The organism is Leeuwenhoekiella palythoae, assembly GCF_020310025.1.
Classification (GTDB): Bacteria; Bacteroidota; Bacteroidia; order Flavobacteriales; family Flavobacteriaceae; genus Leeuwenhoekiella; species Leeuwenhoekiella palythoae.
Genome location: NZ_CP084318.1, coordinates 485,939 through 511,388 on the forward strand (window position 1 = coordinate 485,939; position 25,450 = coordinate 511,388).

Sequence of the window (25,450 nt, forward strand, 5' to 3'; positions counted from 1 at the left end):
GTTACCGCGCTGCCTGTCCCAATGAAGATTGGGAATTATATCGCGTGTTCCGTATAATCTAAATATTATTTCATAAACCAAAGAAGTAGCTCCCTTCCTTGGAAGGAAGGGTTGGGGATGGATGTTAAATAAGAAAATAAAACATCCCTCTAAATCTCCCTTCTTACGATAGCTATCGGAAGGGAGACTTATCTTATTGACTTTTTATAAATCACGGTGAACTCAAGTATTTTTTGATAGCAATAGAAAAACGAAATACAGAGTTCAATAGCCAGTGGCAATGGGCAGTTGTTATTCTATTATTTGTTGTTTCTGATTTGTTATTTGGGATTGTAGAAATACGAAGTTAGAAATACGAAATACAAATAAGCAACGCACTGTCACTTCGAGTGATTCTCGAGCGCCTTAGCGCGAGAGGATTGTATCGAGAAGTCATATGAAGTCAGTAGTCCCGGTTAGCAGTTTGTTGTTTTCAGTTTGCTTGTATCAACGTTACCGCGCTGCCTGTTCCAATGAATAGTGGTAATGGTATCGCGTGTTTATGAGCAGTACAGTCTTTTAACTTGCTAGAGAAATAGCAGTCTTTAAGGAAAGAATATTAAATAATACTTTTATTCATACTCCTTTCCTTTTTGCATCGCCCATAAAAGAAACAAAAAAGTCTAGGCTTACATAAGCTTCTCTAAATTTTATGCTCGCTGCACTGCATTGTTTCCAAAGAAAATAGCCCAACGCGGCAGGCTGGCTCATTCGCTAGAATAGTCCACAGGACTATTCTTTGACGCTCTGCCCTAAATTTAACGAGAACCTCATGATAGGCCGATACTGACGTTTGAATTGGCTTTGCATAAAAAAGAGGCCCTGTCACTTCGAGCGCATCCCGAAGCTTCGGGAGAGAAGCCTTACTGGATGAGATGCTGAAACAATCCCGATAGTTATCGGGACAGCATGACAGCACTTATTCATAAGCGTTATACGCATTCTTACCCGAAGGGTTAAACGCGATCAGCTCCCCTCCTCGTTGAGGAGGGGTGGCAGCGAAGCGCACGCAGTGTGCAAAAGCTGACGGGGTGGTGTTGCCGCAACTGTACTAGAACCACCCCTGCCCTGCTGTGCAGGCATTCACCAGTTCAAAAGATATTTCTTATCCCTTTTAAAACATAAATACCAACCTTCCTCTTGTTAAGTATCGGGCGATGGATGGCTTATAATGTATTTAAAAACGCTACAACCCTCAGACGCTGCAAACCTGCGTTAAATATTCCTTAATTCAAATACTATTAACAAATGCTCCAATCAAATTTCCTCTAAATGACCTACCTTAAATAATCTGATTTTAAACAAACTATTATGCGCTCAATTTGGAATGGTTCAATTAGTTTTGGTTTGGTTTCCATACCTATAAAAATGTATTCCGGCTCGGAGGACCGTAAGTTGGATCTAGATATGCTCGACCGCCACGACAATGCGCGTATACGCTACAAACGCATTAATGAAGACACTGGAAAAGAGGTAGAATGGAAAGATATTGTCAAAGGTTTCAAGCAGGATGATGGTTATGTAGTGCTTGAAAAGGAAGACTTTGAACAAGCCAACCTCAAAAAAAGCAAAACCATCGATATCGAGGAATTTATTGACGAGGCCGAAGTTGCCGATGTTCTTTTTAAAAAACCTTATTTTCTCGAACCACAGAAAGAAGGAGGCAAATCGTACAACCTGCTACGCAACGCATTGAAAAAAACTAAAAAATTAGGTGTGGGTACATTTGTGATGCGTCAAAAAGAACATCTTAGTCTGGTGGGTGTTTATAACGCTGCTTTGGTTTTACACGTGATCAGGTTTGAAGACGAGATACGCGATCCTGGAGAACTTAAATTATCTAAAACTAAAGTGAGTAAAAAAGAAGTGGATATGGCCATCTCGCTCATTGAAAATTACACCGAGGCCTTTGACTTGACCAAATACAAAGACGTATACAACGACCAGTTGATGAAAATTATTAAGTCGAAATCTACCGGAAAAGTTAAAGAACCTCAAAAATTTGAAACTAAACCCACACCCGCAAAAGATTTAATGGCACAGCTAAAAGCCAGTCTTGAGAAAAAGAAAAAAAACAAAGCTTCCTGATATGGGGCTGGAGGAATATAAACGTAAAAGGGACTTTAGCAAAACTCCAGAACCCGCTGCAGACATCCACTCTAAATCAGCGGGTCGTTTTGTCATTCAACGGCATCGGGCTTCTCGTTTGCATTACGATCTGCGGCTAGAGTTCGATGGGGTGCTCAAAAGTTGGGCTGTGCCCAAAGGTCCTTCGCTCAATCCTGCAGACAAGCGCCTTGCGGTGCAGACTGAAGATCATCCTATACGCTATCTAACTTTTCAAGGCACTATCCCAAAAGGGAATTATGGCGCCGGGAAAATGACCATTTGGGATGAAGGCACCTATACCATAGCACCCGGATATCCCGAGGATGCCCTGAAGCAACAGTTTGAAAAAGGCGACTTAAAACTTCTTTTTTTTGGCACCAAGATAAAAGGAACCTTCGCTCTGGTGCATACCAAAAGAAAAAATGCTGATAATCATTGGTTACTCATTAAAAAACAAGATTCTTATGCTACCAATTTACACTACGATGCAGAGTTACTTGCAAACCGTGACCCAGCATCAGACACCACTTTGGTCCCTACCCAAAAACTCACCCCCTTTCAATTTATTCGGCCTATGCTGGCCTCCACTACTAAAACGATATTTAATGATCCCGAGTGGGTATATGAACTCAAATGGGACGGTTATCGGGTTCTGGCACATATTAAGGATGGGAAGGTTCATCTGCATTCGCGAAACGGGATCAACTATACAACAACGTTTGACATACTAAAACAGGATTTAGAGAGCGTTGAGCATGATACCATTCTGGATGGTGAAGTGGTCATCGTAGATGCTGAGGGCTTACCGCAGTTTCAGGCGTTGCAGAATTATACACATACTACATCAGGCACATTGCGCTATTATGTTTTTGATATGCTCCACCTCAATGGGCATGACATGCTCAACCTCCCCCTTTTAGATCGTAAAAGTCTGATTCCGGAAGTCATCGCAGGATGTGAATCTACCCTGTATTGCTCTCATATTGAGGATATGGGTGCTGCACTCTATAAGAAGGCTGTTGATGCGGGAATGGAAGGCGTCATCGCTAAGCATAAACAATCAACCTATACACCGGGATACCGTTCTGAAAAATGGCTTAAGATCAAACATAGGCTTACCGAAGAAACTCTGATCTGCGGGTATACCGAGTCAGATAGCAGCGGTAAACTGTTTGGGAGTCTGATTCTAGGTATGTATGCTGAAGACAAACTGAAATATGTGGGCAATTGTGGTTCCGGGTTTAACACTCAAGAGCAACATTGGCTGATGAAGCAGTTGAAAAAACTAGGGGTAGCTGAAAACCCCTTTGGTAAAAAGATAAACCTGAAGGGCCGAAAGCCAAACTGGACAAGTCCGCAGTTAATTTGTGAAGTTCACTTTTCCGAATGGACGTCAAACCGTATCATGCGCCATCCGGTTTATAAAGGTCTTCGGAACGATAAGATTCCGCATGAGATTCATATTCAGAAACCACATTCCGCAGCTAAGCAAACACAATCCAGCGCTGAAACAGGTCTAGACGTAGGCGGACACCAAGTTAAATTCACCAATCTGGAAAAAATATATTGGCCTGCTTCCGGCTTCACCAAGTATGACCTAATAGATTACTATATTCAGGTTTCCGCATATATTTTGCCCTACCTCAAAGACAGGCCTCAGAGCTTACACCGGCATCCAGACGGAATTGACCAAAAAGGTTTTTACCATAAAGACCATGATCATCTTCCGGCGTGGATGGATACGGTTTCCGTATTTTCTAAATCTTCTGACCGCATGATTAACTACCTATTGTGCCAAAACGAAGCCGGATTGCTGTATATGGCCAATCTGGGGTGTATTGAAATCAACCCTTGGAATTCGCGAGTAGGTAAATTAGAGAAACCCGATTATGCCATAATCGATCTTGATCCCTCAGACACCAATACCTTTGAAGAAGTTATCACTGTAGCGCAGGCGGTTAAAGAAATTTTAGATCAGGCAGGTATTCAAGGTTTTTGCAAAACCTCTGGTTCGAGTGGTTTACACATCTACATCCCGTTGGCGGCACAGTACAGTTATGCCGAAGCTCGTAATTTCACCAAATTGCTGTGTATGTATGTGGAGGAAAAGGTTCCTAAGCTTAGCAGTATGGCCCGTACGATTAAAGACCGAAAAGGTAAAATTTATCTGGACTATCTGCAAAACAGAAAAGGGCAAACACTTGCCGCCCCCTATTGTGTCAGACCCAAACCCGGAGCAACGGTTTCTGCTCCTCTAGAGTGGAAGGAAGTCAAGGCGGGACTACAAATCAATCAGTTTACCATAAAAACAATGCTCGACCGTCTAGCAGAACAGGGCGATCTATTTGCTGGAGTTTTAGGAATGGGTATTGATATGGCTGCTGCCCTTAAAAAGTTAGATACGGCATAACCTATATTTTTAGAAATATATTACATCTCTTAATAATTTGTTATTTAAGAATACTTAAACAGTATATCCTGAGATATCCCGGTAAATTGAGGATACTTAGCCTTACCATATAAGGTATTACTTTACTGACAAACCAACTGCTTTTTTATGAATACAAATCCTGTGCATTTTACCTTAAACGGAAAACCCGTTAAAATTAGTATTGAACCATGGACCACACTACTTGACTATCTGCGCTATCATAAAAAACTCGTTGGCACAAAAAAGGGGTGTGACCACGGCCAGTGCGGTGCTTGCACTGTTCTTGTTGACGGTAATAGTGTAAATTCTTGCCTTTGCCTTTTGGTGAGTCTTGATGGCAAAGACATCACCACCATTGAAGGTATTGGAACAGCCGACAATTTAAGCGTGGAACAGCAGATTTTTATAGAAGAAGATGCGTACCAATGTGGATTCTGTACTCCCGGACAAATTTGCTCTACCATTGCGATGCGAAACCGTGGGGAAATCAATTCTGAAGAAGAACTCAAAGATTGGATGAGTGGCAACCTTTGTCGTTGTGCCGCCTATAAGAATTTAACGAAAGCCGCTCGCCGCATTTACAAAGAATCCTAAACCTATGAAACCATTTCAATACACCCGACTATCAACCCAGGATCTCGCTTCAGGTACAACCTTACGAGATTCTACGATTCTTGCCGGCGGAACTAACTTAATAGACTTGATGAAATATGGAGTGGAAAAACCCGATCGTCTTGCAGATATCGGAAAGTTGCCTTACGCTCAAATCGAAGAATCTGATGAGGGTTTATTACTAGGAGCATTGGTTACCAATGCAGATACGGCTTATCATTCCGCCGTAAAAAAGACGTATCCTCTGCTTCACAAAGCCATCCTTTCCGCAGCTTCCGCTCAGTTGCGTAATCGGGCTACAAATGGGGGAAATCTCCTGCAACGCACACGCTGTTATTATTTTTACGATACCGCAATGCCCTGTAATAAGCGTGAACCGGGAAGCGGATGTGCCGCAATTAACGGCTTTAACCGTATCCATGCTATTTTAGGTACTTCAGCGTCGTGTATTGCCACGCACCCTTCTGATATGTGTGTAGCCTTAGCCGCCTTGGAAGCTGAAGTTCATGTGTTGCGAAAGGGAGCAACCCTCGTGATTCCTTTTGACCAACTACACAGACTTCCGGGAGATCATCCAGAAAAAGACCATAATCTGGAACCCGGAGATCTCATAACCCATATTCAATTACCCACGGAAGGGTTCTCAGACCATTTTGAATATTTAAAAATCCGTGATCGCGAGTCGTATGCGTTTGCACTCATCTCTGTTGCCGCATGCTTAAAAGTTTCCGAGGGTAAAATTGAAGACATCCGTGTCGCTTTAGGCGGTGTCGCTCACAAACCCTGGAAGCTAAAAAAAGTAGAAAAAGAAATGATTGGTAAAGTGGCTTCTACCGATAACTTTCAATTCTTCGCAGAACGATTAATTCAAGGTGCCCAGAGTTTCGGAACCAATGACTTTAAAATCTTGCTGGTTAAACGTGCTATCGTACGTGCTTTAAACAGCGCTCTAAATCCATCATAATGCTCAATATAGGTAACAAACAAACCCGAGTCGACGGTCCGCAAAAAGTAACCGGAAAAGCGACCTATACTGCGGATATCGCAGCTCCATTTTACCATGCCTACGTTTTACAAAGCACCATTGCCTGTGGAAGCATCACCGCCATAGACACTACGGCAGCAGAGGCTTTTGAAGGGGTAAAAGCTATTTTTACGCACTTAAATCTTCCAGAGCGTTTAAAGAATAAAGTTGACTATACCGATCCGCTTGCCCCTCCCGGAAAGCCATTTCGACCTTTTTATAACAATACAATACTTTATAATGGTCAACCTATTGCCTTAGTCGTTGCTGAAAGCTTTGAACAGGCACGCTATGCTTCTAAGCTGATCAAAGTGACCTACGAAGAGAAGAAATTTAAAGGCAGCTTAGCGGAGAACCTCAAAAATGCCAGCGCCGATCGCGCTCCGGAACCGGCAAAAAACAGAGGGGATTTTACAAAAGCTTTTAAAAATTCCGACTATACCATCATTCGCGAATACCGACAGTCGCGCAACTACCACAATCCGATGGAACCTCACGCCACAAGCGTTGAATATAATAGCGATGGTAACATCGTGGTCTATGATAAAATACAAGGGGTTGCTAGTTCACTAAAATATCTAAAGGGTGTGTTTGGCCTTGGCGCAGATTCAGTTCGGGTAAAAAGTGATTTTGTAGGCGGTGCGTTCGGCTCCGGTCTTCGCCCACAGTACCAGTTATTTATGGCAACCCTTGCTGCTTTAGAATTAAAACACAATGTGCAAATGGTTATGACACGGGCGCAAATGTTCAGTTTTGGATATCGGCCAGAAGTCATTCACACCATGAAATTGGGATGTTCAAAAGACGGTACACTAACAGCGCTTTCCCATAAAACTGTAGGAGAGACCTCTACATTTGAAGATTTTAACGAGACTATTGTAGACTGGTCTGGACTCCTATACAAATGCGATAATGTAAATTTAGAATATGAATTAACACCTGTACAAAGTTATACCCCTCTCGATATGCGCGCGCCTGGTGGCGTCTCTGGGGTTTATGCCTTAGAATGTGCTATAGATGAACTTGCCCACGAGGCGGGCATTGATCCGCTGGAATTCCGTCGTAAAAATTATGTAGATTATGATCAGAATGAAAACAAACCCTTCACCAGCAAAGAGCTGAAGGCTTGTTATGCTCGATGTGAGGAAGTGTTTAACTGGAATAATAGAAAAAGTCTAGCTAAAACTGACCCACACTTGCTTTCGGGTTATGGGATGGCCACAGGTTCTTGGGAAGCATTGCAACAACCTGCTTCCGTTGCTCTGAGTATGAATGAGATGGGTACATTTACCATTAAATGTGCCACTGCAGATATTGGCACCGGAACCTATACCGTCATGTCTCAGATCGCCGCAGACAAATTGGGGGTATCTCTAGACAAAATAAAATTTAAGCTGGGAGATACGGCGTTCCCAGACTCCCCAATAGAAGGTGGCTCTTGGACGGTTTCGTCCGTAGGATCGGCGGTCGCCGCGATTTGTGAAAAATTTCAATACCGAATCTTTGATGTATGGAAACGAAATAATCCTGAATATCAAGCAGTAGCTTTTGAAGCTATTTCGTTTCAAAATGCTAAGCTGGTATATGGTTTTAAAACTTTTGCTTTCACGGAAATTATGCAGCAGGCTTCCAAGGATGAATTAAGCATCGCTCATAGTGAAGCACCTGCGGATGGTCAAGACACCCATTCGGGTTATGCCCACTGTTGTGTGATGGTTGAAGTTACAGTTGATAAGGAATTAGGGATTATAAAAGTGCCCCGCCTTGTCAATGTTTCTGCAGCGGGTAAAATAATCAATCCTAAAACTGCTGAAAATCAATTGTTAGGATCGATGATCTGGGGTCTGGGGATGGCCCTACGTGAGGAGGGAATGGTAGACTCCCGGTATGGGCGGGTCATGAATGCCAACTTCGCTGAATATCATATTGCAGTAAATGCAGATATACACGATATACACACGGAGTTTGTGGAAGAGCATGACGACAAAGTGAATCCGCTGGGTGCCAAGGGTGTAGGAGAACTTGGAATTGTAGGCCTCGCCGCAGCAATAAGCAATGCTATTTTTGACGCTACCGGAAAAAGACTGAGAAAGCTTCCTATGCTCTTGGATGATGTTTTAGAAGTCTAACCACCTCGTTCGTATAGGAACGTCGGGAGCAATCATATCTGGTGTGCGCTTCCTCATACCCCCTCATCCCCAGTGCTTCTGTAATAGGCAGTCTCAGTTGGCAGTTTTCTGTTTCTAAAGTATTGAGAAGTTAGATAAAAGAGCTAAGACTTTTGAAAGTATAAGAAGTACAAAGTAAGAAGTACAACGTATTGTCACTTCGAGTGATTCTGAAGCGCCAGAGCGCGAGAGGATTGTATCGAGAAGTCATATGAAGTCAGTAGTCCCGGTTGGCAGTTTGTTGTTTTCAGTTTGCTTCTTTTCAACGTTACCGCGCTGCCGGTCCCAATGAAGATTGGGAATTGTATCAAATGTTTGTCCAATCAAAATAGCATTGTTTTAAACAAACAAGTAACGCCCTTCCTTTGAAGGAAGGGTTGGGGATGGATGTTAAATAAGAAACTAAAACATCCCTCTAAATCTCCCTTCAAAGGGAGACTTGGCTTATTGACTTTTTATAAAAATCACGGTGAACTCAAGTATTTTTTGATAGCAATAGGAAAACGAAATACAGAGTTCAATAGGCAGTAGCAGTGGGCAGTGAGCTGTTTTCAGTTTTCTGTTTCTAAAGTATTGAGAAGTACAACGTGTTGTCACTTCGAGTGATTCTGGAGCGCCAGAGCGCGAGAGGATTGTATCGAGAAGCATTTTACAGTCGGCAGTCTTAGTTAGCGGTTTTTAGTTTTTTGAAATTACCGCGCTGCTTGTCCCAATGAAGATTGGGAATGGTATCGCGTGTTTTTAAAGCACATCAATTCAATAAGTTGCATTTAAGTGTCATCCTGCCGTATCTTATATTCCAACTTTAAAATCAGCTCTTCCAGAAACTTAGTCTTACTACCTTTTCGAGCTTTGATTTCGCCATACGTTTTATAAACCCCATCCAATTTAATATTGAAAAAATCCTCAAAAGAGGAAACTATAATATTGAGATCAGACAATCCGTGATTTAAATACTGCGACGCGTACAAAGCATAAATGAGTTCAACCAATGCGGTTTTTGAGCCAGACCAGAGCATCACATGATGCTTCTGAGGCATATAAACAGCTTCACTATTGGGATTTATAGTCTTAAGAGCATCTCTTATATAATGAATAAGGCGGTACATCGCTTGCACTTGGGCCCAAAGCATATCGTGCGAACAGCTAAAATCAGGATAATCATAAGTATAGAGCATCGGGGTCATTGGAAAATTCTGCTGCGCATTGCGGGTAAAGAATTGATGATCCAGATAAGTGTGTCCTTCTTCCATATACCGTACAAAATTCATATTGCGGTTAAAGAATTTATTAATCTTACGCAACTCTTTTTTATAAAACCGGGTCTGGAAAGAAGCTCCGGCCTTGGGTTTCCGCAGCTCACAAGTTCGCATTTCAGTAAAATAAATAAGATAACTCATCGGGCAGGGTTTGAGATGCTTAAAAAAATAAATCTCTTGAGGCACATCCTCAAAATCTTCCTGCTCCACGAGCTCTTTGAGACCAACTAAAGTTTTAGAGGCCACCTCAATCCCCAGCTCTGCTTTTTTAAGGGCTTCAGATACAACCAATACCTGAGTATTTAAATCTTGGTGAAATTTTTTTATTGCCGTAGTAAACATGGTAACATCAGTTATACAGGTGAGTACATAGGGAGGTATAGATAATTTCAAAGTACTGGATATATAGGGATTATCGAAACGGTTTGAAGACCGAGGAAATAGGAACAGTTTTAATACAGTTCAAGCAAACCACAAGACACTCGGCTTGAAAAAGTAATACATCGTAACAGGTGAGATAACATCGCCAAATTTTAGTTCGTGTATTAATAAATAAGCTACTAGGCATAGACTGCCATCACTATTGCGTTTCTTTTCCTCTTGAATAAAATCATCATATTTTTGAATCTGCATAGTATATGTTTTAGCACTTACTAACCGAAACTAACTAATTTCCAGAACAATACACAACACCCACCCTTTATCACAATAAAATAATCCGTCAAACTATACTTTTTATCCCTCATAATATAATCTGAGTCAACTAATCCCTTAAACCACACTTTAAATCCCTTATAACTAACTAATTAATAAGCCTTTTTTATAATTTTAATCATAAAAAATATTTATCATGCGCCAGTACTATAAAAACGCGTATGCCGAATATCGGATTGAAGCAGGAATCCTGTTTTTATACTACACCACACGCTGTCTCTCCCTACATATAGCAACAAAGGTTGTACAAGATCGTCTGCGTTTTCAGATTGATACACCGTATCCGATATACTGCGACGTTAGAGAAATCATAGGTTCTACCAAAGAAGCAAGAGACTACCTGTTACAGGAAGGTTCAGTGTTAACCCTGGCAATAGCGTTTCACATCGACAGGGGACTTTCTGAGAGCATGTTAAAGTTCTATTTACTACATCGTGAACCACATATCGCTACCCAATTCTTCTATGAGAAAGACCCGGCAGTCGCGTTCCTTAAAAAATACCGGGAACCAAAACAATAACTAACGATCTAAATGAAATGAACTATGGTTAATATTGATGCACGAGCCGAAGAAATCAAAAACATGATTCTCAAGATGGGAGCAGGTGATTTTAGCTACCGCATTCCCCGTAGCGCAGACAATACGGAGACAGAATCTATTATTGCCTTACTCAATATGCTGGCGCAGGAGTTTGAGGTTGCTTACAATCCTCTTTTCGGTATTCCGCCAACTACTATGATAACACGGGTACAACACTATTTTTTTATTCTTGATGATCAAAACGGGGTTTTACAAACCAACTTTAATATTGATACAGACAGCCCACTGGAAAAGCAGAACTTTTTAAACATCCTTTCTTCTACTTCTCAGGCAGCATTTAAAAAGCTCGTAAAGACTCTTAAAAAAAAAGATAAGACGCTTCATACGCAATTAGAGGTATTAAGCGATAAAAAATTAGTGCTGCCTCTCAACTGTAGTGTTGTTCAAATAGAGGGTTCTCATCCTGCTGCAAAGTTTTTGGTCATGTTAAGCCATATTCAAACCTTAAATCCTTTACTAATAGGTAAACTACCGGTTAAGCGGGAATATCCGATGCTAAAATTAAAAATCCTGAAAAGCTCACAGGATATTAAAAAGTTTCGTGATATAGAGGTTTATATCAGAAAGCATAGTAACGAGCCACTCGTTTCTTTAAAGGATATTGCGTCAAAGTTCAACATTAATGAGTATAAGCTTAAAAAGGGATTTAAAGAATTATATCAAACCAGTGTATTTAAATACCACCTGCGATCCCGCTTAACCCATGCCCTTCAACTTATTATCAACACAACAGATCGACTTTCAGCCATATCCCAAAAAACGGGTTTTAAGAATTATGTTCATTTTGCTCAGGCATTTAAAAAGGAATTCGGGGTATCACCAAGCCACCATCGCAAGCAAAAATAATCCCTTACACTATATTCTTAATCCCTTATGCTTAAACAAGATAGGCGAAATTTATCCTATAAAGTTTTTACTATGGCTACGGGAAAATCTATAAAGCAAATCATAATCCAAGGAGTAGTATGCTGCCTCATCCTACTCTGGATGTATGCCGCTACGGCTAAAATCCTCGAGTTTGACCAGTTTAAAATACAGATGAGTCAGGTCGGTTTTCTAAAACCGATGGCTGGCATTCTGGTATGGCTCATCCCACTTGTAGAATACAGCCTGGCAGCCCTGCTGCTCGTATCTGGAACTCGCTGGCTGGGGTTATTGGGTTCCGCAATACTAATGAGCGTATTTACGGTATATATAACCGGGATGATCAGCTTTAGTCTAAAACTGCCCTGCTCATGTGGTGGGATTATCAATCACCTCACCTGGCAGCAGCATCTGATATTTAACCTGTTTTTTACTGGCTTGGCTTATTGGGGCTGTTACCGTTTTAAACACTTTAAAATAACCAACATTTAAAATATGAATCGTGTGCACGACGATTAGGGAGAGCCGAAAACCTTCGAATTCGAGTAGGCATAATCTTTTAATACTTTTTATTATGAAAAAGTCTAAAATAATGTTCCCGGTGATGACACTGGGACTGGCAGTAGGTCTGGCTTTTGCCAATACCGCAAACCAGTCAAATGGATGGATTGACCTGAATGATACTCCAACGCAACTGGATACGGATCCTTGTGAGGGTTTGGGAGGTGAGTGTAGTGTTATTTATCAAGATGATCCTCAAGGACGGATTTTCGAGGTCTTTACAGATGAATCATTGACTACCCGTAAAGCAAGTAGTAATAATACACCTTATGTGATTCCGGGTACTCCTTAATCCAATTGGATTAAACCCGGTAAAATGCCTCCCCATAGCCGCTTCTATGGGGAGGTTATTTTAATTACTAACTTCGGGATCACCCTTTCCCATAAAAATATACCGATGCTTAGGGATCAGTTTTTCTTGTATAAAAGCCTGAATATCCCGAGGACTTATCCCTTCTAAATAAGCTTTAACCGCTTCCGGATCCGGCAGTTGCAAATCCCATTTATAATGGCTATATCCTTTATCTATAATGGATTTACCCGTTATACCCACTATATAAAATCTACTTTTAATCGCATCTAATTCCTTCACAGATATAGGATGTTCTTTAAACCGGGACACCAACTCCTGCATGTCTTTGATCAGATTATTTTCCATCCCGGCAACAGTAGGTAATATAATTGCAAAGTTGCCTCGTTGGAGATCAAGGTCTGTATAAGCTAAAGCTTGGATAAGATACAAGCCTCTTTTTTTAACATGACGCAGTTCCCACAAGCGGGTATGAATTACATCCCGCATCAGTTGTAAGTTAACCTGTGCTTTCCAGTCATCCCGGGCTACAGGATAGGTATACTGTATTTTAAGGTTCAGATCGGAAGGCAATATACCGGGAATGGCAAACGCTTTCTTTAAAGTCCCTTGAGGTAAGGTATTTACCTCTTCCTCTTCCCGTTTTACCTGATTTATAGATACCGGCAAATTTCCCAAATAGGTTTCCAAAAGCGGTAGGACTTCCGCTTCCTTAAAATCTCCACTCAGCAAAAACACAAACTCCTGAGGATGTTGAAATAAGCTTAGATAAATTTGCTTCAGTTCGCTCATAGTAGATTGCTGTACCGCCTCATAACGTGCTAAAGCCGTCAATCCTGCGTTTGGCCCTTCCAGCTCCTTTTTACTAAGCACCTGCAAATCATTTTCTTCCCTGCCGTAAGGGGGTCTCTTATAAAAAAAATATTCGTCCTCTTTCCAATAGGTAAAGGCTCCGGGATCTTCACGAGGTGCAGACAAATACAAATAAGCCAGTTGTAACAAAGCTTCAAGACGTTCTGCCGGGGCTTTCAGTTTTATACCGGATTCTTCCTGGTTTACATATAAGGCTTTTCCATAAATCATTCCCAGGTTGGTAAGCATGCGTTGCATTTCAAAATGGGAATAGGCACCCACCCCCGAGGTATGAACCCACTCGGGTACAAGCTTGGCTTTTATAAAGTCCTCTTTATTCAGGTTACGTGCACCTGCATTGCGAAAACCGTGTAAATTTAAGGGAGCACCCTCCTGAGGGTAAAGTACTACACGCAGACCATTAGCCATTTGCATCACACGACCACCTAAAGTGTCAGTTTCGATAATTTTAGATTCAACTTGAGGCAATTGTGCGATTAAAGAATCGGGTAATATCTTCGTTTGAGGCACTCCACTAATCTCTATATTATCACCCTCAGGTTGCTGCAACCAGCTGCGGAACTCAGCCTCACTTAAGTTTAATACAGCGGCACCTTTGGGGACCAAAATCCCAATATCCTGAGGCCCGGCATTTAAAAAGGCTTTGAGCTCCGAATTTACAGTATCACACGAGAGCCCATTTAACCAGCGCTTCTTTAAAGCAAGCTGATCAAACTCTAGGGATTCCTCTGCCAGCATCCGTTGGTCATAAGTAGATAATACTGATCCCAGAGCATTCGTATCCCTTCCCTCAATAGCCTTTAATTCTCGTTGTCGGTATTTCTGATAAGCAGCCTCATCAACCCCTTGTTTTTTAAGTTGATTAAGGGCCGCTATTACTTGCTGTACTGCTTCCTGTTCCTTCCCGGTAAATACCGTAAAGTTCAGTCTCAGGGCTGGCAAACGCATTTCTTTATCAATTCCGAGCTTATAATGCAGCCTATAATTCCCAGGAATCTGACGCAGGTGATCTCCTATAAGCGCATACAACATTTCATACATCCATTTGTGCTGTAAAGCTTTAGGTTCCGATTTGGGAGGGATTTGGTTTCGCCAGTATAAATCGATATTAGTCTCGGAGAGCTCCAATTCATCAGTTTCAAGCTGTTCCAATTGTATAAGCTGGTTGGGGCGGCGTAAATACTCCAATTTAGGATGATCCAGTTTTTTGGCCGGGGTTGCTTTTAACTTCCCGAAATAAGCTTTAATATCCTGCGCTGCCTGATCCAGGTCGGTAATAGCCCCCACCATCATCAGGGTAGCCCGCTGCGGGTGATACCAGTCTTTATAAAAAGAAGATACAGCGTCCCAATCAAAACCCTTGACATGCTCATAATAGTGTTCCGGTCGTACAGGTGGAGCATAAATCTTCGAAAGGTTCCAGAACAGGCGCTCTTCATCGTATCCTAGCGGACCATTTCGATGGATGTACTCCTGATAAAAACTGCCGTGTTCTGCTGCTAGGTTTTCTGGAGTCGGTTTTAAACTGCCCCCAATGATTCGGCTTAGCAAATCCAACTCTGCAGTATAGATTTCAGAACCTACTGTATCAAAAAGGAAAAGGTAGCAGGTATGTCTGGCATGGGTATGTCCCTGCCATGGGAATTTACCGCTATGAACGGCATCCAGCAAAGCTCCGCCTGCGGCTGTAGCTTCATCCAAAAAAATTGCAAAGGGTAAATGCTCCAGATAATGCGAAATATCGGTTTGCCCATCGACTTCCAGCTCATGACCCGTATTTACATATAGATTCATAGATACGTTTTGTCCCTCCCAGGCTTTATTGGAATGGATCAAATACCGCATCCCGTTATCCAGAGTACCACTACGGATACCGGTTTCTATGGTATCTGTTTCGGTTTGACCGTATGTAAATGGACTGTACACAAGAAAAAAGATATATATCAGGCTAAAAAAATTCAATGATTTTAAACGTTTAATATCCTGCATTTTGAGTGAGATTAGGGTTTTTTAATAATTCGGCTTCAGGAATTGGGTATAGCAAATCGGTTTCAGAGACTTCTTCCAGTACCTCCAAAGCCTTTCCGGTACGCTTTAAATCCAGCCAGCGATGCCCCCATTCGCTAAAGAGTTCGTGATAACGCTGCTGCATCACCTCGTCTAACAGCTGCTCCTGGGTAAGTGCCGGGGTATAAACCAGAGTATCCAGACCGGCACGCTCCCGTATGGCATTAATGTCAGCTACCGCCGCTTCCAGTTTGCCCTGCCGGGTACGGGCCTCTGCCCGTATCAGGTACTGCTCGGCCAGGCGCATCAACATGGAGTATTCGCTTAAATCCCCACCACTGGCATCATAGCGTATCTTATATTTATAGGGATAATAGTAGGTTTCAGCAGCATTGTTAAAACTGCCAATCCAATCCTCTTGTCTTAGATCCCCGGCTTCCCATTCTTGCATTAAATTTTCACTTAGGCTGACCGGGCTTCCCGTTGGGGTAATGCGGATCAGCAGATTGCCATCGCGTGTATGGCTAAAGGTTCCTCCCCAGCCTTCCGGCGATACCTGCCAGAGTGCTTCCGGGCTGTTAGCTAAAAACACGGTATTTAAATCATCAGGCAACTCATACAGATCAGTTGCGGCCAAGACTTCACTGCTGTAGGTTTCGGCCTGCTCCCAATTTTCCAGATACAGATGCACTCGCGCCAGCAAGCCCAAAGCCGTAAAACGATTCGCCCGGGTACGATCATTATCAGGATAGCCGGTATCCAATAGTTCAGCTGCCCGGTTTAAATCTTCCAAAATCAGATCGTAAACCTCAGTTTGCGGACTTCGGGCTTTTAAGGCATTTATAGTATAATCCGTTTGGGTAACCAAAGGCACATCCCCGTATAAATTGGTCAGGTAGAAATAGGTAAATGTCCGTATAAAGCGGGATTCCCCTTCCAAAGCTTCTCGGGTTTCCGGACTTAAACCACTGTTATCTACACCCCCCTCCAGAATCGCATTACACATATAAATCGTATTGTAAGCACCAGACCATAAGGCCAGATTCAGGCTGTTGGTTGCTTCCGGTTGATGCGCGGCAAAGGCTTCCATTTCAGGTACTGCATTGGTTACGATATAGGTATCTGCAGAGAGCCCGCCCAAAAAACTGACACTTTGGTTACCTCCTGCTGCAAAAGCCGTATTAAACAATTGGATATACACCCCGTCCATCGCCTCGCGGGCGGTGGCATCATCGCTAAACACCGTAACATTCGTGATACGGTCGTTCGGTACTTCAACTTCTACAAAAGATTCACAGGCGCACATCAGGCAGAGCACCGCTAGGCATAACAGGTATAGATGGTTATTTCTAAAATGTTTCATATCGTTAAAAATTAAGTTTAAGCCCCGCTGTCAGCATGCGTAAAGCGGGTAAGGTGGTTCCGGGATACTGGGGGTCTAAGCCGCGGTAAGCGGTCAGTGTAAACAGGTTTTGCCCCTGTAGAAATAAGATGCACGAGTGTAACCCAAGGGATTCAGTAGGGAGCTCATAACTAAGCCCCAAGGTACGCAGTCGTAAAAAAGAAGTGTCTGTATACAGTTTATCACTGGTCTGGTATCTAAAGTTTGCCAATAGGGCACTTACTCCTACCGAGGCCTTTTGGATTTCTGCAATATCTCCCGGGTTTTGCCAACGCCGGTCGTAATCTTCCTGTAACATAGTACCCATTCTGCCGGGTGTTAAAGCAGGATAATATTGCAGCCCGTCCTGTACGACAAACTCCCATAAAAAATCAAGGCTTACACGACCATAAGTAAACTGATTCTGAAACCCTCCAAAGAGGGTTCGGGTAAGATCTTTAACCACCACGCGGTCATCAGAGTTATACACCCCATCTTCATTGACATCCGCAACCTTGTACAAACCGGTTTCGGGATCTACCCCGGTATAGTCATACAATAACTGAATGTTCAGGGACTCCCCTACTTTGTAGGTGTTGGCATACGAACTTTCTTCTATTCCCGGAAAAGACACCAGTCGGTTTTCAGGGATACTCACATTCAGCGAAGCCTGCCAATTAAAGCGACCTGAGTTTAGGTTTGTAGAGGCTTCAAACTCCCACCCCGTATTTTCTACAGTGGCATCCAGATTGGCCTGTACACTGGTAAAACCCGTGATGGCAGGCAGGTTATAGCCCACCAGCTGATTGGAAGAGCGGTTGCGGTACCAACTCGTATTCAGACGTAAATGGTCATTCAGGAAACCCAGTTCTAAGGCCAGCTCCAGCTTGCGGTTGCGCTCCCACGAATAAATAGGATTGGTCAATTGAGTGGGATACAAACCTCCCCCTCCCGGAGTGGCAGAATAGGTATCCAGATACCCATAATCCCCTATCTGATCACTCCCAGCACTACCATAGCTGCCTCGTAGTTTGGTAAATGATAAAAAGGGCTTTAGACCTTGCATCCAGCGTTCTTCACTCAGGATCCACGCCCCGCCTACAGCCCCAAAACTGGCAAAACGCCGGGACGGACCAAACCTGCTGCTACCGTCCCGCCTTCCGGTAAGATTCAGGTAGTATTTACGAGCGTAATGGAGACCGATGCGCCCAAAAGCGGCGGCATAGGCATATTCCTGAATGCTATTCGCAATTACGCTTAGTTGCTCTGCTGCCGCCAGATTGCCCAGTAGCTGGTCATTTGCATAACCTGTACCAACGATATTGAGTGCGGTATTTTTGCGATGCTGAAAAGTGCTTCCCGCCAGAGCATCCAGATTAAACCTCCCCCAGGTATTGCGATAATTCAGTTGTGGCTCCACAATCCAGGATTGGCGACCGGCTGTAATATGCAGGGAGCGTGAACGTGCATTCGCCCATAGTGCCGGATCATAAAACCGGATGGGTTGCTCGGTGAGCTCTTCGCTATTTAGCAGCGTATAGCCGGTACTGAGTCGCGCTTCCAGCTGCGGGGTGATGGCATAGCTCAAACTCAGGTTGCTGATAAGCTGCTGCACCCGAGCTTCACTCTCCCGGTACAAGGTGGCAAGTGGATTACTCCAACTCGAGTCTTCCCAGTTCAACTCCCCGTCATCGGTATACAATGCCGGTGCATTGGGTGCCAGCGATAAGGCGGTACTTACAAAGCTGCTGCCGTCAAACTGTTGGTTATTATCACTACCAAAGGAGGTGCTCAATTGCAACTTAAAACGTTCATCACTGCTGCGGTGGTTCAAACTGAGGTTTGCGGTAAGTTTGTTATACTTAAAATCGCCCGGAAAGACCGAGGTTTCCCGTTGATAGCCTACGCCCAGGTTATAATACGTTAGTTCACTCCCACCACTCACGCCCAGATTGACCCCGGTAGTTGCTGCTGTGCCACCAAACAAAGTTTCCTGCCAGTCAGTATACCGATCTGTGTCCCACAAGAGCAAATCAGGGGAATTCGTTTCTGTAGGCGTTGCGCCGTCATTGGCAAAGGCTTCCTGTCTCAGACTGATATAGTCTGCTGTATTAATCAAATCCAATTTACGGGGTACCACACCGGCACCGGTATAGACCTGCGCGTTGATGCGGGCCTTTTGATTCCCGCCTGTTCCTTTTTTGGTGGTGATCAGGATCACCCCGTTTGCTCCACGCGAACCGTAGATGGCGGTAGCATCGGCATCTTTGAGAACTTCGATGCTTTCAATGTTCGCAGGATTCAGGGTATTAAGCGGATCTATACCTGAGATAGTTGGGCTGGTTAGCCCGCTAAAACTGTTAAGCGGTGCACTGTCTATAGGTACGCCATCAATAATATACAGCGGCAGGTTACCCGTGTTGCCAAAACCGTTACGCAAGCTGTTCTGCCCGCGTATTTGAATAGCAGGCGCATTCCCCGGTACGCCGCTGCGCTGTACGATAGAGACCCCGGCCATCCGGCCTTGTAATGCTGTTAGCGGGTTAGTCACCGGCTGCCGCTCGATCTCCTCGGCGGTTACCCGGGTGATACTACCCGTTTGCTCCCTGCGCGTAGTGTTGTAATACCCGGCATTGATGGTCACTTCGCCCAAGTCGGTGATGTCCTGTTGCAGGACAATAGTAAAATTGGTTTGATTCCCTACCGGTAGGCGTAGCGTTTTAAACCCAAGATAACTGATGCTTAAGGTATCGCTAGGTTGTGCTTGAATGCGAAAGCCCCCCTGCATATCGGTCTGTGTACCCGTGTTGCTGTGCAACAGGCGGATGCTTACACCCGGGATGGGATTTTTTTGAGCATCGGTAACAGTACCGGATACTAGTTGTTGGGGCGTGGCCCAAAGTAGATTTCCTGTTGCCCAAAATAGGGTAACAAGTATCCACGCGGCCCCCGTAAGGCGCGTAGTATAAATTTTCATATCTTCGTCGTGTTAATAAATGAAACAATCGTTTTATTTAAGCTCACGCCTTCCCCACTGATTCCACTCGCAGGGGAAGGCTTTTTTGCTTAACACCCGTATCAACGGGTGGTTTCTTACTTTCTCATAGGCATTTTTTATGGCTAATTCAAGTGTTTATAGGAATGTTCTAAAATTTGGTTTTAAGGTTTCTTTTTCTTCAGTATAGCAAGAAGTACCCGTTAAAAATTTTCGAAGCCTTGGAGAAAATTTAGGGGACTTGTTGCGGTTTTGCCCCTAAGGACAAAAATACCTTAGAAAAAGTGTCCTTTCTTTTGGTTCGTTTTCTTTGGACAATGCAAATCGACGATAGGAGATTCACGAGCTCCAAAACCAATAAGCGACAGCGAGCTAAAGAAAATGAACAGAATATCCTATAAAAACTACTGCTAATGCACCAGTGCTAATACAAAAACTGTATAAGCCCGTGCTGCATGCACTGCACGCAACCCCAACCCAACTACCGCTTAAACTTAGGGAATGACCGGTAACCCACGGGTGCTTTAGCGGATTGATGTGCTCCCGTTGGCACGTTTGTCATATGCTCTTTGTTTTTAAATTATTAATACAGTTTTACTTTATAAATTTTATAATCTAAATTCTTAGCTCTCATCTCCGAAGGGTTAAGCTTCCTTTTGGTCAGTATAGCAAGGGTATCCCGTTAAGAATTTCTGAAGCCTTGGAAGAAATTTAGGGATGCACTTGCGGTTTTTGCGGTAGCAAAAAATACCTATCCAAAAGGCGTCGTTTCTTTTGGTTCGTTTTCTTTAGACGAGTAAAGAAAATGAACAGAAAGCCCTATAGAACCTAAAATCATCATTTGAACAAACCAATTTTCCCGTTAGCTCAAGAAAAAGAAAGCCTTATATACCATAGGCAAAATCACATTAAAAAATTAAACACTACAACCCGCTAGGGCTGGTGACCATTATGGTCTTAATAAAATTTAGGGGGAATAGGGGTGCGAAGCTTGATAATGAGAAGTAAACGACTTTGAAGAGGTAAGTTGAACATTGCAAAAGCCTTAATACAAAAAAGGGCGTGAAAACTTACTTATGCCTTTTAGGTACTGGTATACCTTGCAACAACAAGTAAGCTCACGCCGCGGTCGTGAGCATTTACACTTATCATCTCGTTGCATAAAATTACCAGTTTTAAAAGGCGAGATTCAAAGCGAATGCTTCATGTATTTTAAATCAAGAAGTTTCGCAAATATATTACTATGATCAAATATAACAAAAAATGACAAATACGTCATTGTCATTGGGTTAAATTTTCTATCCCTTTGAAAATATGTCAAAGGCACAATACATAAACGAGGAATTAGTAGAAGCTGTTTATGATCTATTGAAAGATATCCGCAAAGAGGATGGACGTACTCAAGGTGATGTTGCAGGAGATATTTTTAATGATATTAAGCACAATTTTCATATTGGTAGATTAGAAACTAAAGGAGGTAATATGAAAATAAGTACACTATTCGAGTTATGTAAAACATACAAAATTCCAGTATCGGAGTTCTTCGCCAGAATTGAGAAAAGAAATCCTGACCTTAAGATTAAATAATCTTAGAATAACTATTAAGTTTATCACCAGTAACAAAGCTAGTCTTACCCACTATTTTATTCCTAGCCACATCATATTCAATTTCAACAAAGAATAAGTCTACGGCGTAGAGCGCATAGCCTGTGTTGTCTTCAATTAAAGCATCTAAAAATGTACCTTCACTAAAAACCACATCATACTGCTCGTGGTCTGATAAGAGTTTAAAGTCATAGAGACTTAGCTTGCTCATAAAAAGTAAATTACTGCTCTAAGAGTTGTTTAAGATGTTCCGGGCTTAGATATACCGAGTAGGCTTCCAACCTATTGTTTACATCGTATTGCGCTAAGCGTACCCAAACGGAGTCTGTTTCTGATAGACCATATTCAAACTTGATCGTTCCTTTTGGGCTAGTGAAGGATATAGGTTGTGGAGATTCTTCATGAAACCTCCCGCGAACTAAATTATAAATCTTTTCAGCAGTATTCCCTTTTTCTTCAAAAGAGAAACTGGCATAACCCTTTAATTCGGGTTCTAGTTGATTTAAATAGGCTATAGTATTAACGGCTCCTTGTTTAAAGGATTTGGCTAGAACCACATCATCCTCAATAATTTTTGCAATACCCCTATTATTCAAGTCTGGTTTAGCCTGATCTTGGCTAAATGCGATACTAGTACTAAAAAGAATAAGTAAACAAGCAATGGTTAATCCTCTAATCATACCAAAACTATTAAAGTATTAATTTCCAGTAATTTAATATTTTTTCAAATACTGGTTTAAAAAAAATTAAAAACTCCTTTATTCTATCACGACCATGAGCTTTGACTGAGGTGCTATAATATATCAGTTTAGTGAGGTTGCGCTTTATCTATGCCTTTTTAATCCTGAAATATCGATACATTTCTTATGAGAATAGGGAATTCCGTAAATTACTTTTAATATAAATACCTATTTTTAAATGCATAACTCTAAAGTATTGATATTCTGTGCATTTTGAGGGGATATGTATATATTTAGTGTTGATATAATAAGTTAGCGGTAATTAATTAAACAACCTTCGAAATAAATGATAGACCTTAAACTATTTGAAAGATTAAAGCTTGAATCAAGCGAAAAATATGAAAGTGAAACTCTAGAATTTAAAAATTTCAAAGATGCTAATTCACTTAACAATTCCAAAGAGCTTTGTGATGAAATTTCTGCCTTAGCCAATACTAAAGGTGGAACTATTATAATAGGAATTAAGGATTTTAATGATATCAAACATAACAATTTTCAAGATCAATTAGATGGTTTTGAAGTAATTGATTTAGATGTCACAAAAGAAAGAATTAGAGGGAAATTAAAACCAAAAATAGATGTGAAATTATTTTATATCAATTTTGAGAGTAAAAATTATTTGATTATCGAAGTTCCTAGAATTAACTACTCTCTAGTAACTACTTCAAGTGGAAAAGTGTATATCAGAGAGGGTAAATCAAGCGTTCCTGCTGAACCTAATCAGATTCAAGAACTTGTAAATAATTTACAAACTTATGATTGGAGTAGTAAAGATATAAATGTTGAGAATTTTGAAAATTTGCTGGACAAAATTGCCTTGCGTGAAGCCAAAATTGATTTTGCAAATAGAAGAAATATAAATGTTGATAACTTAACAGATTTAGCATTTTTAGAAAGTATAAATGCAACAAAAAATGGAATTTTAAATAATGCTGGTTTGCTATTCTTAGGTACAAAAGATACAATAGAAAAATATTTAGGTAATTACGAATATAGATTTTCTTGGAGAACAAATTCTGGTATATTGATAACTAATGAAGTTTGGAACGATTGTATTTGGAAATCAATAAAAATTGTTAAGAATCATTTTAACAACTGTAATTCAGTTCAAAAGCTTGAATATAATAAACAAAAATATGAACTGAATTTATTAGATGAACAGGCATTCCATGAAGCATTTTTAAATTCAATTGTACATAGAGATTACTCAATTGATGGAATGATATCAATAAATTTTAAAGGTGACGAATTAATAATCTCGAACCCAGGAACCTTCTATGGAGGGGTTAACGAAGATAATATTTCCTATCATGAACCAAGACATAGAAATAAAATACTTGCTAAACTATTAATGACATTTCAATTAGTGGATAGAGCTGGAATGGGAGTTTTGAGAATTAGTTTGAACTCTTTGAAATATGGTAGAGATTTTCCCCAATGGAAAGAAAATCAAAATACTGTTGAAGTTAAAATGCCTTCTGAATATATCAAAGTGCCAATTTTTATTCTAACACAAAAATATCTTACGGATTGTAGCATAATGGATTTATACATTATTAATAAACTGTACGAAAAAGGTTTTGTCAGCGTAACTGAATTAGAATTAGATTTGAAAAATATTTTTAAAAATCCATGGAATGAGATACTAAAGACCTTTAAAAATGAAAAAATACTTGAATATATTGAGTTTAAAGGTACCAATGATGGTCTTTTTATTTGTGCAACCGAAATAGGTAAAATATGGTTAGATGTTAATAAGAAATTTAAAATTCCTTCTAACAGCGAAAAACATGTAAAACTTTATCAATATCTAAAAAAGCATAAAGTAGCTTCTAATGAGGATATAATGAATTTATTGGATTTCTCAAGAGCTAGTGTAACATCTAATTTTTTAGCAAAGTTGAAATATGTGAAAAATTCGGGTAAATCACGTGCAAGTAGATGGAGTTTAAAATAACTACCGCTAATAGCTAGCTTTCGTGCGGTCGGTACGACCCGGCATGAACACCGTGTTGACGGTATAAATTCTTCTAATTTTATCTGGATATTGAGCATTATGTAAGTCAAGGTATAACATATGCTAAATTATGCTTTTAGAAAAATCCGTTAGTTACAACAAAGTTTACCTTATAGAATTATGAGTGATCATGTTAAAAATCAACACTATGTTCCTAGATTTCTTTTAAAAAATTTCTCAAGCAGAGGGAGGAAATTTATTTGGGCATATGATAAATCGAATACGCACCATAAAATAACTGAACGCCCGATCAGAAAAGTTGCTAATGAATTTTACTTCTACGATCAAATAAAGAATGCCAAAGAGGGTAGCTTTGAGTATACCCTTCAATTTGTAGAAAATAATGCAGCTCCAGTATTCGAAAAAATTATCAAGGAAAAAAGTCTCAGAAATTTAAACTCATTAGAAAGGGAAAAAATTGCATTATTTATAGCTGCACAAATTTTCAGAACCAAAGAACATCTTTCTGAAACAGAAAGAATGTCCTCTGAATTTATATCAAAATTAAAAGAAGCATTTAATCAGCCAATAGCCAACCTTAATGCTAAATCGCTTTGGTTTTCTACCTTATCTAAAATACCAATTTATAAGGATGTTTTATTAAAAAAAGTTTGGCATTTAATAGAATCTAAAAACGACTTTATAATATCCGATAATCCCGCAGTTCGACAAAATTCGACCGTAAAGGCTCCAGAAAGGGGAACATTAGGTTTGGATAGCTATGGTATTGAAATTTACTTACCAATATCACCTTCATTTGTAATAGCTATTTTTTGCGAAAAAATCTTTAGAGAAAAAGGTTACAATGAGCTCTATATACAAGAATTTGAAACTCAGAAAGAAGTTATAGAAAACCTGAATTGGTTACAGGTTATTAATTCAGGTCGGTTTGTCTTCTCATCCACACGAGACTTCAGTTTCGTCGAAGACATTTTTAAAGAGCGTGATTTATTTTAGGGTATGGGCAGCTGCGAACGGTCGCTCATAACGGTCTTTAACTGGTGATTTAATTAATCACAAAATATTAAGGTTAAACACTTTTTATTAGAGTTCGTCGGGCATTTTAATTTTTATAGGATTAATTTATAGCATTCTATTTTACTAGGCTTAACGATTTATTCCCCTAGAAAAATCGATACC

General features: G+C 41.0%; 18 protein-coding genes. 12 read left to right on the forward strand and 6 right to left on the reverse strand.

Annotated features, from left to right (window positions below):
- Window positions 1-1,350 precede the first annotated feature (1,350 nt).
- The 5 genes from ku (at window position 1,351) to LDL79_RS02055 (ending at window position 8,344) form a co-directional block, all read left to right on the forward strand.
- Window positions 1,351-2,127 (forward strand): non-homologous end joining protein Ku, encoded by a 777-nt coding sequence (gene ku / locus LDL79_RS02035; protein ID WP_072980011.1) that lies wholly within the window; start codon window positions 1,351-1,353, stop codon window positions 2,125-2,127.
- Window positions 2,096-4,558 carry a DNA ligase D gene (ligD, locus tag LDL79_RS02040; RefSeq protein ID WP_317197760.1) on the forward strand — a complete coding sequence of 821 codons (2,463 nt, stop codon included), beginning with the start codon at window positions 2,096-2,098 and terminating at the stop codon, window positions 4,556-4,558. The genes ku and ligD overlap by 32 nt, the downstream gene beginning before the upstream one ends.
- A gap of 147 nt (window positions 4,559-4,705) precedes the next feature.
- Window positions 4,706-5,173, forward strand: a complete 468-nt coding sequence (locus tag LDL79_RS02045; protein WP_072980013.1) for a (2Fe-2S)-binding protein — start codon at window positions 4,706-4,708, stop codon at window positions 5,171-5,173.
- 4 nt (window positions 5,174-5,177) lie between these two features.
- Window positions 5,178-6,155, forward strand: coding sequence for an FAD binding domain-containing protein (locus LDL79_RS02050; protein ID WP_072980015.1), 978 nt, complete (start codon window positions 5,178-5,180; stop codon window positions 6,153-6,155).
- A complete protein-coding gene (locus LDL79_RS02055) occupies window positions 6,155-8,344 on the forward strand; it encodes a xanthine dehydrogenase family protein molybdopterin-binding subunit (RefSeq protein ID WP_225598964.1) in 2,190 nt (729 codons plus the stop codon). Before LDL79_RS02050 ends, LDL79_RS02055 begins: the two co-directional genes overlap by 1 nt.
- Before the next feature lie 809 nt (window positions 8,345-9,153).
- On the opposite strand, the gene LDL79_RS02060 is transcribed toward LDL79_RS02055, so the two are convergent.
- Window positions 9,154-10,035, reverse strand: a complete 882-nt coding sequence (locus LDL79_RS02060) for an RteC domain-containing protein (protein WP_225598965.1) — start codon at window positions 10,033-10,035, stop codon at window positions 9,154-9,156.
- Window positions 10,036-10,492: 457 nt separating this feature from the next.
- Between LDL79_RS02060 and LDL79_RS02065 the strand changes: the two genes are divergently transcribed.
- The 4 genes from LDL79_RS02065 to LDL79_RS02080 all read left to right on the forward strand — a co-directional run bounded on the left by LDL79_RS02065 (window position 10,493) and on the right by LDL79_RS02080 (window position 12,674).
- Window positions 10,493-10,876, forward strand: coding sequence for a DUF7793 family protein (locus LDL79_RS02065; protein ID WP_225598966.1), 384 nt, complete (start codon window positions 10,493-10,495; stop codon window positions 10,874-10,876).
- A gap of 24 nt (window positions 10,877-10,900) precedes the next feature.
- Window positions 10,901-11,803 (forward strand): helix-turn-helix domain-containing protein, encoded by a 903-nt coding sequence (locus LDL79_RS02070; RefSeq protein WP_225598967.1) that lies wholly within the window; start codon window positions 10,901-10,903, stop codon window positions 11,801-11,803.
- 72 nt (window positions 11,804-11,875) lie between these two features.
- Window positions 11,876-12,313 carry a MauE/DoxX family redox-associated membrane protein gene (locus LDL79_RS02075; protein ID WP_225598968.1) on the forward strand — a complete coding sequence of 146 codons (438 nt, stop codon included), beginning with the start codon at window positions 11,876-11,878 and terminating at the stop codon, window positions 12,311-12,313.
- Window positions 12,314-12,395: 82 nt separating this feature from the next.
- Complete coding sequence (locus tag LDL79_RS02080) at window positions 12,396-12,674, forward strand: DUF6520 family protein (protein ID WP_225598969.1); 279 nt, start codon at window positions 12,396-12,398, stop codon at window positions 12,672-12,674.
- A 60-nt stretch (window positions 12,675-12,734) separates the two neighbouring features.
- On the opposite strand, the gene LDL79_RS02085 is transcribed toward LDL79_RS02080, so the two are convergent.
- From LDL79_RS02085 to LDL79_RS02095, 3 genes are read right to left on the reverse strand one after another with little or no spacing between them, the layout of a single operon-like run.
- The gene (locus LDL79_RS02085) at window positions 12,735-15,554 is read right to left on the reverse strand and encodes a M16 family metallopeptidase (RefSeq protein ID WP_225598970.1); all 2,820 of its coding nucleotides are present in this window, start codon (window positions 15,552-15,554) and stop codon (window positions 12,735-12,737) included.
- Window positions 15,541-16,935, reverse strand: a complete 1,395-nt coding sequence (locus LDL79_RS02090; RefSeq protein ID WP_225598971.1) for a RagB/SusD family nutrient uptake outer membrane protein — start codon at window positions 16,933-16,935, stop codon at window positions 15,541-15,543. The genes LDL79_RS02085 and LDL79_RS02090 overlap by 14 nt, the downstream gene beginning before the upstream one ends.
- 4 nt (window positions 16,936-16,939) lie before the next feature.
- Window positions 16,940-19,930, reverse strand: coding sequence for a SusC/RagA family TonB-linked outer membrane protein (locus LDL79_RS02095; RefSeq protein WP_225598972.1), 2,991 nt, complete (start codon window positions 19,928-19,930; stop codon window positions 16,940-16,942).
- A 1,332-nt stretch (window positions 19,931-21,262) separates the two neighbouring features.
- Here LDL79_RS02095 and LDL79_RS02100 point away from each other — a divergent pair.
- Window positions 21,263-21,535, forward strand: coding sequence for a helix-turn-helix domain-containing protein (locus LDL79_RS02100; protein ID WP_225598973.1), 273 nt, complete (start codon window positions 21,263-21,265; stop codon window positions 21,533-21,535).
- Here LDL79_RS02100 and LDL79_RS02105 read toward each other — a convergent pair.
- Both LDL79_RS02105 and LDL79_RS02110 read right to left on the reverse strand, forming a co-directional pair.
- Window positions 21,528-21,764, reverse strand: coding sequence for a hypothetical protein (locus tag LDL79_RS02105; protein ID WP_225598974.1), 237 nt, complete (start codon window positions 21,762-21,764; stop codon window positions 21,528-21,530). The genes LDL79_RS02100 and LDL79_RS02105 overlap by 8 nt on opposite strands.
- 10 nt (window positions 21,765-21,774) lie before the next feature.
- On the reverse strand, window positions 21,775-22,233 hold the full coding sequence (locus LDL79_RS02110; RefSeq protein WP_225598975.1) for a hypothetical protein: 459 nt from the start codon (window positions 22,231-22,233) through the stop codon (window positions 21,775-21,777).
- Window positions 22,234-22,579: 346 nt separating this feature from the next.
- Here LDL79_RS02110 and LDL79_RS02115 point away from each other — a divergent pair, with 346 nt between their 5' ends.
- Window positions 22,580-24,250 (forward strand): RNA-binding domain-containing protein, encoded by a 1,671-nt coding sequence (locus tag LDL79_RS02115; RefSeq protein ID WP_225598976.1) that lies wholly within the window; start codon window positions 22,580-22,582, stop codon window positions 24,248-24,250.
- 180 nt (window positions 24,251-24,430) lie between these two features.
- Complete coding sequence (locus LDL79_RS02120; RefSeq protein WP_225598977.1) at window positions 24,431-25,267, forward strand: DUF4238 domain-containing protein; 837 nt, start codon at window positions 24,431-24,433, stop codon at window positions 25,265-25,267.
- The last annotated feature ends 183 nt before the right edge of the window (window positions 25,268-25,450 follow it).